The 13,166-nt window shown below is 39.9% G+C and carries 11 protein-coding genes; 1 reads left to right on the top strand and 10 read right to left on the bottom strand.

The genetic code is table 11. The features are described from left to right. Nucleotides 1–29: 29 nt before the first annotated feature. Entirely contained in the window at nucleotides 30–749 is a 720-nt protein-coding gene (gene hepC, locus H6G96_RS42480; RefSeq protein ID WP_190915700.1) for a heterocyst development glycosyltransferase HepC, read from the bottom strand. A gap of 55 nt (nucleotides 750–804) precedes the next feature. Here hepC and H6G96_RS28120 point away from each other — a divergent pair, with 55 nt between their 5' ends. Next, complete coding sequence (locus H6G96_RS28120; RefSeq protein ID WP_190915698.1) at nucleotides 805–990, top strand: hypothetical protein; 186 nt, start codon at nucleotides 805–807, stop codon at nucleotides 988–990. Between the two features lie 411 nt (nucleotides 991–1,401). On the opposite strand, the gene H6G96_RS28115 is transcribed toward H6G96_RS28120, so the two are convergent. From H6G96_RS28115 to H6G96_RS28075, 9 genes are all read right to left on the bottom strand, one after another. Next, nucleotides 1,402–3,630, bottom strand: coding sequence for a polysaccharide biosynthesis tyrosine autokinase (locus H6G96_RS28115; protein WP_190915696.1), 2,229 nt, complete (start codon nucleotides 3,628–3,630; stop codon nucleotides 1,402–1,404). Nucleotides 3,631–3,798: 168 nt separating this feature from the next. After that, nucleotides 3,799–4,899 (bottom strand): glycosyltransferase, encoded by a 1,101-nt coding sequence (locus tag H6G96_RS28110; RefSeq protein ID WP_190915694.1) that lies wholly within the window; start codon nucleotides 4,897–4,899, stop codon nucleotides 3,799–3,801. A 276-nt stretch (nucleotides 4,900–5,175) separates the two neighbouring features. Then, nucleotides 5,176–6,489: a Gfo/Idh/MocA family oxidoreductase gene (locus H6G96_RS28105; RefSeq protein ID WP_190915692.1), complete on the bottom strand. Its 1,314-nt coding sequence runs from the start codon at nucleotides 6,487–6,489 to the stop codon at nucleotides 5,176–5,178. Between the two features lie 110 nt (nucleotides 6,490–6,599). After that, nucleotides 6,600–7,856 (bottom strand): glycosyltransferase, encoded by a 1,257-nt coding sequence (locus H6G96_RS28100; protein WP_190915690.1) that lies wholly within the window; start codon nucleotides 7,854–7,856, stop codon nucleotides 6,600–6,602. A gap of 56 nt (nucleotides 7,857–7,912) precedes the next feature. Beyond that, nucleotides 7,913–8,461 carry a dTDP-4-dehydrorhamnose 3,5-epimerase gene (gene rfbC, locus H6G96_RS28095; protein ID WP_190915688.1) on the bottom strand — a complete coding sequence of 183 codons (549 nt, stop codon included), beginning with the start codon at nucleotides 8,459–8,461 and terminating at the stop codon, nucleotides 7,913–7,915. Between the two features lie 76 nt (nucleotides 8,462–8,537). After that, nucleotides 8,538–9,389, bottom strand: a complete 852-nt coding sequence (locus H6G96_RS28090; protein ID WP_190915686.1) for a phytanoyl-CoA dioxygenase — start codon at nucleotides 9,387–9,389, stop codon at nucleotides 8,538–8,540. Between the two features lie 50 nt (nucleotides 9,390–9,439). Beyond that, nucleotides 9,440–10,444, bottom strand: coding sequence for a glycosyltransferase family 2 protein (locus tag H6G96_RS28085; protein WP_190915684.1), 1,005 nt, complete (start codon nucleotides 10,442–10,444; stop codon nucleotides 9,440–9,442). A gap of 245 nt (nucleotides 10,445–10,689) precedes the next feature. Continuing rightward, nucleotides 10,690–11,958, bottom strand: a complete 1,269-nt coding sequence (locus tag H6G96_RS28080) for a class I SAM-dependent methyltransferase (RefSeq protein WP_190915681.1) — start codon at nucleotides 11,956–11,958, stop codon at nucleotides 10,690–10,692. A gap of 111 nt (nucleotides 11,959–12,069) precedes the next feature. Next, nucleotides 12,070–13,098 carry an SDR family oxidoreductase gene (locus tag H6G96_RS28075; protein ID WP_190915679.1) on the bottom strand — a complete coding sequence of 343 codons (1,029 nt, stop codon included), beginning with the start codon at nucleotides 13,096–13,098 and terminating at the stop codon, nucleotides 12,070–12,072. Between the last annotated feature and the right edge of the window lie 68 nt (nucleotides 13,099–13,166).

Raw genomic sequence — 13,166 nt, 5'->3', positions numbered from 1 at the left:
ATGAAAATATCAATTACCGCACAGATAAATTACAGGGTTTGGCTATCTAGATGTAACGGGTGAGACTGTGCGTCTACTTCCCATAAAGCTGTAATTTCTGGTAGTTTATTTATCTGTACTGCATCTTCTAAAGTCCAACAACGAAATCCGGTTAAACTCATGTCACCGCGTAGCACGTTAAATAGCTGTGGTAGATTGTCGAGGCTGTATTTACCCATCCAACGTTCTAGCGGTGTGGTGTTTTGAGTGTGAAACCTGATTACCCGAAATAGTTTACCCCGTTCTCCAACACGCCATTCATGACAAAAAAGTGACCCTGGCGAGTAAACTTGCATTAACACAATCAATCCCAACATGACTGGACTTACTAATAACAGCAGCATGAAAGCAGCAATCCAATCAATTAGTCGCTGTAATTGTCTGAAGGGTTGATTAGGCAGTTTTTGGCTAGCAGGTAGGCTTAGGAATATTGGTTTTTGAGCTTCTTCACACGCATCTGCCCAAAACCTGAGCAAAGCTTCACCCAATTTTGGATCTATGCTTACCAAACTTACAGGAGAATGTTGTAAGCATTCTACTAGCGATCGCTTACTATTTAATGCAGGCAGATATGGTTGTTTAACTTGTCCAGGCGGCTTCACCAACAGCTTACCCCGTCGCCACTGAAGTGTGCAGTCCCCACGATTATCTTGGTGTTCCTGGGTTACATCATATAAATTCTCTAGAGTTGGAATTATTGAAGTTGTCATAATGTCTTTGGGTTTATACAGGAGTGAATTACTGAGGCGTTATCAAAGGCTATCAATGCCAAAGACCCAAATCCGAATCTTGTTGTCAGTCCAAATTGGAGAGATTGAGGGCAAAAATATGTTATTGCTATTTGCCACTCAGTCAAGCACATATCATCCAGAACCCTGCTGGTGTAGAGTTGTACAAATCAACCTTACTATCAATATTCATGGGCAATCGGTATTTTCCGGTAACTACTGAAAGTAGAAATATGTAGAGGGAAATTACCCATAAATCTATATCTACGTTTAATTGTACTGGGGTGTTTATTGTGTCGATAGATTTAAAAAAACCAGTCCAATCTTGTCTTCTAGCCTTTATGAAGGTACTTTAATTTCTAGAATATAAGAGTATTTAGAAATAGCGATCGCTCAAATAAATTCTTTATTTACTCTTTAAATAGCCAGTGATTTCTCTGATAACCGATAAAGATAGCATAAATATGCTGAGATTTTCCTGATAGCAACAAAATTAAATTTGGTTCATCAAAAACAAAGGGCGCACAGCTTGTGCGCCCCTACTGCGTGTTCTATTTAAATGTATTGCATCATAGCCCCCTCCTCGCCTGCGGGGAGGGGGTTGGGGGTGGGGTCAACCTATAACCGCTAATAACTACTTTTCCACAGCTTGACGGAGAGCCAATTGCTGTTCCTTTACATAAGGGACGTAATTACTACTAGAGTTTGATACCCCATTAGCTACAACCCCAATCAGATTTAACTTACTCAGCATGGCTGTCGCTTGATTAAGCTGACTCCGCGTCACAATACCAATGCTTGCCACCATGACCACGCTACGACAAGATGATGCGGTGAGCATGGCATCCACCAAACCGAGAACTGGGGAAGCATCTATGAGTACCAAATCATAGTTTTCTTCAAATGCTGCCATTAATTGCATCATCCGAGGGGAACTCAAGAGATTAGCTGGGTCAGCAGGTTTGGGACCAGCCGTCAAAATATCAATGTAAGCGGAACCTGAATATTGAAGACTAATCTGGTTGGGTAGATTTGCATCACTAGCCAATAGAGTTGAAAGCCCTTGTTCGTTAGGAAGATTCAGTTGGTGATGCAAACTGGGATCGCGTAAATTGGCATCAATTAGTAAAACCCTTTTGTGTAAGCGGGCAGCACTCATCGCTAAACCTAACGCCAAAGCTGACTTACCCTCATCAGGTAAAGCTGAGGTAATCATCAAAGATTTTAAGTTAGCAACAGTATTCAAAAGTTCAATGTTTTTGTAAATCAGATCCAGCGATTCCCAACGTGGTGGAGATTGCAATACCTGAATTGTCCAAGGAGCGAGAACTTCTGGCTTACCAAAGGGCAACTTAATCATTGATTCTCTGGGTTTGGCTGGCGGTAATTTGGGAGTTGCTCCCAACAACGGCATGGCCATTTGCTTCTCTAACTCAGCAGTGGTGTGAACTGCATCATCAGCCGATTCTCGGATAAAGGCAGCGATGCCTCCTAACATAAACCCAACCACAGCACCTAACAGCAAGTTCTGTTGGAGATTGGGGCCTAATTGTGCGCCTTTTTGGGGATCTTCTACAACTTCCCAATTAAATCCACCCTTAGAAAGTTCTTGCCGCAATTGCTGTTCTGCTCTTAAAAGTTGCTCTAATCTTTCACGACTAAATTGCAACTGTGGTAGCATCCGATTGTAATAAGCCAACAGAGGTGGGAAGCGTTTGATTTCAAAACGCAGCTCGTTTTCTTTCTTAGCCAAAGTTTGATCGCGAGCAGTTAAAGCAACTATAGTTGTTTGCGTTTCTACTAGCTGACCAGCAAGGTTAAGATCAATTTCACCAAGCTGTCCTTTTTCGAGAAGAGAGTCTCCATTCGTGAATGCACCAGCAGACTTTCCGCCTAAAGTTCTTCCTACCTCTTGTTGCAATAATTCCTTTTGGTTCTGAAGCTGTTCTTTGAGCTTTTGCACACTTGGAGTTTGATCTGTAAAGCGTAAACGTTCCTGTCCTAGTGCCAGTTCAGTTTTTTGGATTTCGTTGAGTAAGCTTTGGTAGCGGGTAGACTGACTCAGACGAGAAGCAACTAGAGCATTTTGAGGAGAACGGTTAAGTTGTTCTTCTAAAGATTTTTGGCGTGCTAAAGCTTCTCCATATTGGGCACGAGTTGTCTGACGTTCTTGAGCAATATTATTCAAAGCTGCCTCAATAGCTTTGGCCTGTGACTCTGGATCAATTAAGTTTTGATTTCTGCGAAATCTTTGTAAATTAGTCTCAGCCGCGTTTACTTCTTCACTGGCTTTACTTAACTGCTCTCTGATAATTTGCAGACCTTTTTGTAACCGCGAAGTCTGCTGTTGTTTGTTATATTCAACATAAACTTGTCGAATTGCATCCAGAACTTTTTGTGTCTTTTCTGGATCTCCAGCAGTGTATTCAACTTGAAATATTTTAGTAGCAACATTATCTTCTTTGCTCCTTAATTGAGTTAAGACCAAAGAAGTTTTAATTTCAGCTGCACTTATATCTGGATAATCAGACTGAAGTTTATCAACTGCTTTTTGGATGAGTCCTGAACTCTGCATCAAGTTAAGCTGGGTGGCAGTATCTATCACAACATCAGAGTCAGTAAACTGGTTGTCTATGCCCGCACCTTCTTTTTTACCTTGATAGTTAGGTTCTACTAGCAGTTGCATTGAACTTTTATAAGTAGGTTTGGTTTTAAAAGTTACCATGCCTGCAATAGCAATAGAAGCAATTAATACTGTTAGGAACCAAGGAAATCTTCGCACAAATACGGCGAACAATTGTCCGTAGCTTGGTTCGTTTTCAGAAGCTGGAGTTATGTGAGGATTTAGACTAGTTTGAACCACTTTTATTATCCTTGTCTTCAAGACTTACGCTAAGAGATTCTCCGATACCTATTCTTTTTCCGAACCGCCTTCTGTGCGTTCGCGTAGCGTGTCGCAGACAGAGGCTTCCGCTAACGAGCAGGAGAGAAAAATAAATAGGTAATCTTATAGTGGGAAGAGATTCAGAAATCAAATGAATATTTGATGCAGACCACAAGCTTGGTTAATAATTTGCTCAACTTTCCCAAAGAATGCATTTTCCGAAAAGTTTGCTACTGCATGATGACGGATGCGATCGTAATCCCAAGAGATGCCATTGGCTTCTAGTAATGCAATTTGTAGAGATTCGGGTGTTTGCCTTTTGAAAAAGACTCCTGTTTCACCTGGTATTTGAGTATCTAATACTCCACCTGCTCCATAGGCGATGACTGGTGTGCCGCTAGCATTAGCCTCTACTGGAACTAATCCGTAATCTTCTAAGGCTGCGACAATAATAGACTTGGCTTTGGAAAACAAGTCTTTGCGGGTTCTATCACTTACGTGTCCCAAGAATTCAATATTTTGTAATGCTTTAGATTTTAACCGTGCTTGTTCTGGCCCGTCACCTGATATTAATAACCGCCATCCTAACCAATTAAAAGCTTCGACTATGATATCAAGGCGTTTATAGCTGATCATTCGGGCTGAGGCCAGATAATATTCATCTTTTATATCGGAAAAAAGAAATTTACTAGTATCAATTGGATAGTTCACCATCATTGCCTTTTTGCCATAAATACTTTCAATACGGCGGGCAACAACACTAGAATTAGCAATGTAAAGGTCAGGTTCCTGTGCATATTTCAGGTCTACCTTTCTCATTAGTTGAAATACTTGTTCGATTAAAGGAGCAAAATATCTATAGTCTCCGTACTCTCTTAAATAAGTTGCTGTATCCCATAAGAAACGGGTGACATTATGGCAAAAGCAAACGTGGCGGGCATTTGGCTTTTTTCGCACTGCTTTGGCAAAGCTGGTGCTACTGCTAATAATTAAATCGTAGTCTTGCAAATCCAAGGCACGAAAGGCAGGAAAATATAGAGGAGCCATTGACCTGAAATGTTTTGCTGCACCAGGAATTTTTTGCAAGAATGTTGTGTTGACTATGCGATCGCCTAGATCAATAGTTTTTTGTGGATCGTACAGAGATGTGAAAATGTCTGCTTCAGGATAACGCTTACAAAGCAGTTCAAATACACGCTCTGCCCCACCTCGCTGGGTTAGATAATCGTGGACTAGAGCAATTTTCATGAATTTGACCTAAAGTTTCGATCAGGTTTGTTTCAACGCTCCCCAGCAAGTTAATATCAACAACTTTAGTGTCCCGCAGTATAGCTTCCTATCCTCTTTTTTTTGCGACAAATACGTAGCTAGGGGCCTCGGAGATCCCCCCAACCCCCTTAAAAAGGCTTGCTCTTTGTAATTTTCACCCCCTTAAAAAGGGGGTCGCCGCAGGCGGGGGGGGATTTTTCCGAAACGGAAGGGGCGTACAGCTGTACGCCCCTACAGCCAATTTATTTGTCGCTATTACCTAACTGCTACCAAGATTTTTTCTGGGGCGAAATAAGTGTTTTGCTCAGTTCTTAATTGGTCGCAAAGTCTGCCTTCAGGTAATTCTACATCCTCATAAGTGAGGACTTGATCCTTATTAATATCCCGTTTCAGGCGACATCCTTCGGCTAAACCAATTGGTAGAAGATTTTGCTGTTGGACGATATTGGAATTCTCACATTGTCCGTAGGTCATGTAGTAACCGATGCCATCCAGTGTTTCTCCAGCTTTCAGGTCGATTTTGGCAGTGGTGACAACATCTACTAAGGGACCTGCTAGTGGAGACATAACAGCATCACCGAACAGGACAGCACGCGCTACAGACAGTGGAACTTCAAAATGACAGAGGTGATAAGGAGTATAGAAGCTGTAAAGTGGGCCTTCGCCTAATTTGTATAAGTTGAGATAGTGGCGTTGCTTGGGGTCGTCGTGAGTGGCAAATACATATACGCCTGGGCCTGGTTTTGCTCCAACTACATAATCGACAATGCCGCCCAGTTCTTTGAGTTGTTCAACATCATATAGCTGGGTCATTTCATCGACAGAACCGTTGAAGTCATATCCCAACATTCCCCGTTTGGCGACTTTCATCCCTGTGGCATTGGCAACGATCGCTTGCTCAAAGGAAATCTTGGTTCCGTCTGCGAAGCTAGCCACCATGTGGGGCTTTTGACCCCAACGTTTAGCAAATCCTTCCTGGGTGGTGGGATTGCGATAGGGGTCTTGGAGTCCTTTAATGTTACCGCATAATAACGGAGTTAAACCAATGCTTTTTACAAAGCGGTAGAGGTTCATTTGCACCCCTGGCTGATCGCCATCACAGGCGCTGAGAATCACACCTGCTTTGTCAGCATAGACTTTTAGGATGGGGCCAATAGTGCCGTCGAGTTCGGCATTCATCATAATCACATGTTTGCAATGGGCGATCGCTTCCATAACTATGTGAGCGCCAAATTCCACTGCTCCTGTGACTTCGATTATGGCCTCGATGCCCTCAGCCTGACACAGTAACTTAGCGTCTTCTGTGACTGCATATTTACCGTTTGCGATCGCATTTTCTAATTCGCTGACAGTTGCAACAACTTGAATATCTTCAATTCCTGCTTCCGAATAAGCTTGTTTGGCTGCATCAATCTTGCGATTGGAGATAGCAACTAACTCCATCCCTGGCACGGAATTAACAATTTGGTTGGCAATTCCTCTACCCATGAAACCAGCACCAATCATTCCCACTTTAATAGGATTTCCTGCTGCTGCTCTGGCTTGTAAGGCGCGATCGATAATAATCATGAACTAAACTCCTTTTTATAACTGTTGGTTGTGATACAAATTCCCTATAAACTTGCACTTAATAGTTTTTTAAAACTAAATACTAAGTACATTTTCATAGTGAATTGGTGTTAGCGTAGGCGTAGCCCGCCGGAGGCATCGCTACTAACCAGTTGTTTGCTAGATGTCTGCTTTTTCTGACTGTGATTCTTAATAATTTGCTCTATAGTATTTCGGTAAACTTTAGCAAAGTTATCTTTAGTATGATTTGCTCTTACATATTCCCATGCTTTGCGAGACATACTTTTCAGGTCTTCTAGAGGCAAATTAGAAATTCTTCTAACTGCCGATTGAATTTCTGCGATCAAAGAATTCTTTAATAGCACACCGTAATCGTCATGCACATCAACACTAGCTTCATAATTGACTATCGGGATTAACCCTGTATGCATACAAGTGATAACGCTGCCTGCTCCACCTTCTGCTGCTGAAACAAACACAGTACCAATACAATTATTGGTAACTTCTATAAACTCAGAACTCATAACATCAATCCAACCATAAGTATGTATATTGGGTGTTTCATAAAGCTCTTGATGAAAAGCTTGTTCAAATTCTGGTTCCTTATTAATTGGCCCACAAACTGTTAAATGAAAATCTGGCATTTGTGCAAAGGCTTCTAAAACTAAATCAAGCCCTTTATGAACAAAGCCGTGACTAGCAAACCATAAAAAATTCTTTCTGACAGCATCAAAATCCTTTTGTTCTGGCCAAGGATAGACGGTAGGATTAGAAAGGGGTACACGATAAATCGGTTTGTTAGCGTACTTGAAGGTATTGATAGTAAATTCATTACCTAAAACTATGCCATAATCTGCATATTCAATTCCCAAATTAGGCACTTCATATCGCTGTGGACAAAGAGTAATACCTCGCCTTTGTTGTAATTCTAAATGTCTATTGCATTCAGCCGCATTCCGAAACACCATATTAGCAATATCAACGTGGAAAATTTTCACACAATCTTTATTGAGTTTTGGTGCTAGTTCTTGCATCCTATGACGGACATCAACGAAAAATGCGTAATCTTTTTCAGGAACGAATTCATCATTATAGAATTGGATGGCATCAACGTTATAACCAAGATCCAAAAATGTTTGCACCATCCGCCAAACTTCCCAATAACAAGTGTGGTCATGGGGTATGACCTGACCAGCTTTTAACAGGAATGGCTCAATCCGGTAAGAAAAAAGTACATTACCTCTAGAAGGCTGATTTGGTTTGAGTGAAACAACTTTTAAGCCTTTGATATAATCAATGCGAGTTGCTACTTTTTTGAACAACGAATTGATAGAATTGCTTAGATGGGTTAGAGTATTATTTGGCATTGGATACCTCTTGTAATTGTGAAGTTAAACAGAGAGTAGTTACCAGTTTAAAACAGCTATTTTGCTCCAACAGTCATCATTCTCAACAAAGGCCAATTTAAATCTTTCTCAGAAATTTCAGTCACATCTAGAGGCCAATCAATGGCAAAGAATGGGTCATCATAACGTAGCCCTCTCTCATAGCCTGGGGTGTAAAATTCACCTACTTGATATACAACTTCGGTTTCATCTGCGAGTGCTTGATAACCATGAGCAAACATTTCTGGAACATACAAGGCGCGGCGGTTTTCTGGAGTGAGTTCTACACCAATATGTGATAAAAAAGTAGGAGATTCAGGACGCATATCAATAATTACGTCATAGATTGCACCTTTAGTACAGCGAATTAATTTTGTTTCTGCTGCTGGCAGAATTTGATAGTGCATTCCCCGAATAGTGCCTTTTTTATAGTTAAAAGACAGGTTACATTGGGCTACTGTTGGCTTCAATCCGTGTGCTTCAAATTCTTGAGCGCAGAAAGACCGAGCAAAAAAACCACGGTGGTCTGGTTTTTCTTGTAAGTCAATAATGAATGCGTCTTTGAGTGCGGTTTCGGTGAAAATCATGTGATTTATTTAAGATGAATATTGAGTACAGAAAATAACAGCAATGAATGGAGATTTAATAACCTATAAAAGGTGACTAAATCGGAACTTTAACTTCATCTGATGCAGAAGGTAACTCTACTCTGGGATAAGTATCATCCCAGTATTGGGTACAGAGGTCTGGTCGTTCGGGGGGATTGGCGGTGTAACAAAAGAACAGTGTTGATCTGTCTTCTGTGCGGACTGTGCCGTGATGCAAGGCATTTTTCGTATCTACAATAATGACTGTACCTGCTGGGCCTGGGCAGGATTTCCAAGCTGATTTGGGGATGACTGATTTTACTTGTTCATCGTCGATACCCATATAGCTTGACTTCCAAAGTTTGTAGTAAAGTTGAATATAATTCCAACTAAATAAGGAAGTTAAAGAGCGGGGAATATATTCAAAAGGCCCAGTTTTTTCTTCTACATCATTCAAGTAAATAAAGATTTTGATAATCCGGCGGTCTTCGGCATCGCTATGCCATAGGAGCGTCCCAAACTGATGTTTACTCTTGAAATCTTTGCGTAAATGTACACCATGAAAAGCAACAGGAAGACCAATGTAATTTTCGATGATGTTTAGTAGTCTTTTCTCTATCCCCCAGGCATAAAATTCTGGTAAACCTGTAACTGTGTAAATTTGTGGCAACCTTTCATCTAGATGGTCGTTGTTGGGATTTTCCATCTGAGACAATTGATGATAAGCAGCTTTGAGCAGTTCGGAGCTAGAATTTAACCCTAATTCTGCTAATGTTGTGATGCAAACACCATCTTTTTTGAGAGCATTAAGGATGTTGCGATCGCGTCCTTCTAATGCTGGCAAATTTCTGCTATGCTTCCAACGGGCTACGTAATATTCAAAATCAGAATGCAGTGTAGTTATTTTACGTTTAATAGCAGCAAGCATAGCGTAAATACCTTTTAATCACGATGTTTATTTGACCCGAACTTAGTAGTTTATGATTTATAGTTACGTATTTCTTGAGTAGGGGTTTCACTTGATTCTGTTAACCCGAATTCTTTAGAAACCATCAAATCAAAAGCGCACAAACTGACTAAAGCCAAAAATGGAACTACTGTTTTGATGGCAGACATAGGCCATCTTCTTAAAGCACCTAAAAAAACTTTCAAATTAACTTCTTTACTGTTCTGCAAAAGCATCCGTCTACAAAACTGCTTAGAATATCCACTTTTCTCCAATTTCAAAATCACTTCGGGTATGTGTTTGTATTGCATTAACAGCGCAGACTTTGGTTCCTTCTGCCAATAGCTCACACCAACAATACATTCTAAATAAGTTTCTTTAGTCACGATTACGCTACCATTGGCAGCACAATATCCGGCTAAATATGCTAAAGATATCCAGTTATTTTCAGCATCTTGCCAATTTTGTAGAGCGCGTTTTACTAGGTCAGTGCGGTAGACTGTAGCAGTTAAAAAAATGACCGCACCAACACTTTTTGAGAAACAATGTTCAAATATAGCTTTACCATCGCCATCACCATCTTCACTATCTATGTCAAACCAGCGATTACCAACAATTGTTGGTGGGTGGACTGGTTCACCAGTAATTTGGTTCCGACCGGAAAAGTTGAGGAACAATAATGATAAATTTTCATGCTGCTTGAGTTTGCTAATCACATAAGCAATGGTTCTATCTTGAATTGGGTCATCATCACCAATTGTCCAAACATATTTTGTTGTTGCAGAATTTAGGCAGTACATAATATTTTTCACTACGCCTAAGTTCTTTAAATTTTTATTTGATTTAAATGTGAGATTGCTAAGTGTTGCTTGCCATTTTTGAATCACCTCTTGAGTATTGTCTGTTGAACAATTATCAGAAACTAAAATTTCACAGTAGTCTTCAAAACCTTTAATAGCTTGAGATAACCAAGTAAGTTGTTTATCTAGAAGTTGGGCACGATTAAATGTAGGAATGGCAATAGTCAGCAGTTTCATATTAAACTCTAATCTGTAGTTAAGAAGGTATTAACAGTAGCTTAGTAACTAATAAGCTGCTTCTCAGTCTATTCTTTTGTGTTTTATGGCAAGAATTTATAGTAGATACACCTTGTAATTAATTTCCAACGATTCCAAAAAGCTATTTTTTGATGTTTTATATTTGGAAATCGCTTAAATATTGCTTATTATTATCTGATTAACCTATGTTAATAATAAGCAGTTTTTTGATTTATAATTAGTAATTACGATGCTATTAAAACCCTATCCGGAATAAGACATGGATAAGTTTTTACTTCAGGAATTGGCACTACAAACTGTCCACCCCACTCGCCAATAAATGCCATTTGTTCCATAATTTCTTCCTTGAGATTCCAAGGTAAGATTAGGACATAATCTGGTTTAGTTTCGCGGATTCTGTCTGGTTCAAAGATGGGAATATGAGTTCCAGGTAAAAATAAGCCTTGTTTATAAGGACTGCAATCTACTGTATAATCGATAAAATCTTTACCAATACCACAGTAATTGAGCAATGTATTGCCTTTAGCAGGTGCGCCATAACCAGCGATTGATTTACCTTCTGCTTTAGCCGTCAAAATAAAATTTAATAGCTTGCGCTTTGTTTCTTTAACTTTTTCTGTAAATGTAATGTAAGTCTTTATCTGATGTAGTCCAGCAGCGATTTCTTTTGCTTTCAAATGGCTAACTCGTTCACTAATGCTGTGATTATCAGCATTATCATGTTTAGCATAAATCCTTAATGAACCCCCATGAGTTGATAATTCCTCTACGTCAAAAAGCTGCAAGTTGTGTGCTGCAAAAATTTTTTCGATACTTAGGAATGAGAAATAAGAAAAATGCTCGTGATAAATAGTATCAAACTGATTTTGTTGAATAAGTTGCAAAATGTGAGGAAATTCCATCGTCAAAATGCCATTCGGCTTGAGGATGATTTTCATCCCAGCAATGAAATCGTTTAGATCCGGTACATGAGCTAAAACATTATTACCTATCAAAAGGTCAGCTAGTTTTCCTTGTATCACTAGTTCTTTGGCAGTTTCAACTCCAAAAAACTTGTTGATACTAGGAATGCCTCTTTCTTGAGCTATCTTAGCTATATTTGCTGCTGGTTCTATCCCTAAAACTCGGATTCCCTTTTCTAAAAAATATTGCAGCAGGTAGCCATCATTACTGGCAATTTCAATAATTTGATTATGATGATTAAAACCAAACTTTTCTACCATCATCTCGGTGTAAGCTTTGGCGTGTTTTAACCAACTTACCGAGTAGGAAGAAAAATAAGCATAGTCGCTAAAAATATGATCTGGAGTTTCAAACTGTTCTAGTTGAACTAAAAGAGTGTCTTCGGAAACATAAGCGTGGAGAGGATAAAATTTCTCGACATTATTTAGCTGTTCTGCTTTAAGATAAGCGTTGGCTAAGGGTGACATTCCTAGATCAATAAAGGTTTGGTGCAGAGGTTGACCACTGAAACGACATTTTGCGATCGCCATAAACTTCAACTCACTAACTTGCAAATAATTTGATAGGTAAACAAGTCCGAATCAACAATTTTTTGATTCGGAAGCTTGAATTATTTGTTCACTACTGCTAAGAAACTTTAACTACTTTTTATTCCAGAAAAAATCTTTGTCAATTTGTTCAGTACGAATCAAATACTCTAGCTGTTTTAAGCGGGTAAATCCTCTAAATAAGAAAGTATCTTCAGCCATATGTATTTGACTGAATAAATCAAATAACTGCTGGGCACCAAGTCGGGCATTCCAATCACACTTAAATCCAGGTAGGATTGTGTTGATTTTCTCGAAGGATACCCGATAGCTGCGGTTATCTGAGCCGTTGTCACCAAAAGACAATTTGCAATCTGGGAAAATATCAGCAATAATTTCCGCGATTTCTCTGACGCGATAATTATTTGCTGTATCTCCCACGTTGAAGATTTGGTTATGTACAATGTCGCGTGGTGCTTCCAAAGCGCAGACTATTGCTTTGCAAATATCCAGTGCGTGGACTAATGGCCGCCAGGGTGTGCCATCACTGGTCATTTTGATTTGTTTGGTAGTCCATGCCAATCCTGCTAAGTTGTTTAAAACAATATCAAAGCGCATTCTGGGAGAAGCACCAAAGGCAGTTGCATTCCGCATAAAAGTGGGAGAGAAGTCATCATCAGCGAGTGGTGTGACATCTCTTTCTACAAGAGTTTTGCATTCTGCGTAGGCTGTTTGGGGATTAACTGGGGATTCTTCTGTGACATCACCTGCGGTAGCAACACCGTAGACGCTGCACGAAGACATATATACAAAACGGCGCACACCCATAGCCTTAGCTAGGCTAGCTAGACGAACTGAACCTATATGATTAATTTCATAGGTAATATTAGGTGCTAATTGTCCGGCTGGGTCGTTAGATAGTTCCGCCATGTGAACTATTGCTTCAACACCTTCCAAATCATCAGGGGTAATGTTGCGGATATCTTTGTTGAGGGTTTTGGGTGTCACGCCATTAGCGTTGTACAGCCAACCAACTTTATAGAAACCGGTATCTAGACCGATAACTTCATGTCCCCGTTCAATTAACAGAGGTGGTAATAATGAACCTAGATACCCTTCTGTTCCAGTTACTAATATTTTCATTGTAGTTAATGCCTTTGTATTGATGAGTTAAATTCTTCGATAGGGGCGCACAGATGTGTCCCTACAGG

The organism is Nostoc sp. FACHB-892, from assembly GCF_014698795.1.
GTDB lineage: Bacteria > Cyanobacteriota > Cyanobacteriia > Cyanobacteriales > Nostocaceae > Nostoc.
This window is presented reverse-complemented; position numbering and strand designations above follow the sequence as displayed.

Bases quoted from the DNA above. Each gene is read 5' to 3' on its own strand.
- hepC (WP_190915700.1), bottom strand. From the start codon at position 749: ATGACAACTTCAATAATTCCAACTCTAGAGAATTTATATGATGTAACC.
- H6G96_RS28120 (WP_190915698.1), top strand. From the start codon at position 805: ATGCCAAAGACCCAAATCCGAATCTTGTTGTCAGTCCAAATTGGAGAG.
- H6G96_RS28110 (WP_190915694.1), bottom strand. From the start codon at position 4,899: ATGAAAATTGCTCTAGTCCACGATTATCTAACCCAGCGAGGTGGGGCA.
- H6G96_RS28105 (WP_190915692.1), bottom strand. From the start codon at position 6,489: ATGATTATTATCGATCGCGCCTTACAAGCCAGAGCAGCAGCAGGAAAT.
- H6G96_RS28100 (WP_190915690.1), bottom strand. From the start codon at position 7,856: ATGCCAAATAATACTCTAACCCATCTAAGCAATTCTATCAATTCGTTG.
- rfbC (WP_190915688.1), bottom strand. From the start codon at position 8,461: ATGATTTTCACCGAAACCGCACTCAAAGACGCATTCATTATTGACTTA.
- H6G96_RS28090 (WP_190915686.1), bottom strand. From the start codon at position 9,389: ATGCTTGCTGCTATTAAACGTAAAATAACTACACTGCATTCTGATTTT.
- H6G96_RS28085 (WP_190915684.1), bottom strand. From the start codon at position 10,444: ATGAAACTGCTGACTATTGCCATTCCTACATTTAATCGTGCCCAACTT.
- H6G96_RS28080 (WP_190915681.1), bottom strand. From the start codon at position 11,958: ATGGCGATCGCAAAATGTCGTTTCAGTGGTCAACCTCTGCACCAAACC.
- H6G96_RS28075 (WP_190915679.1), bottom strand. From the start codon at position 13,098: ATGAAAATATTAGTAACTGGAACAGAAGGGTATCTAGGTTCATTATTA.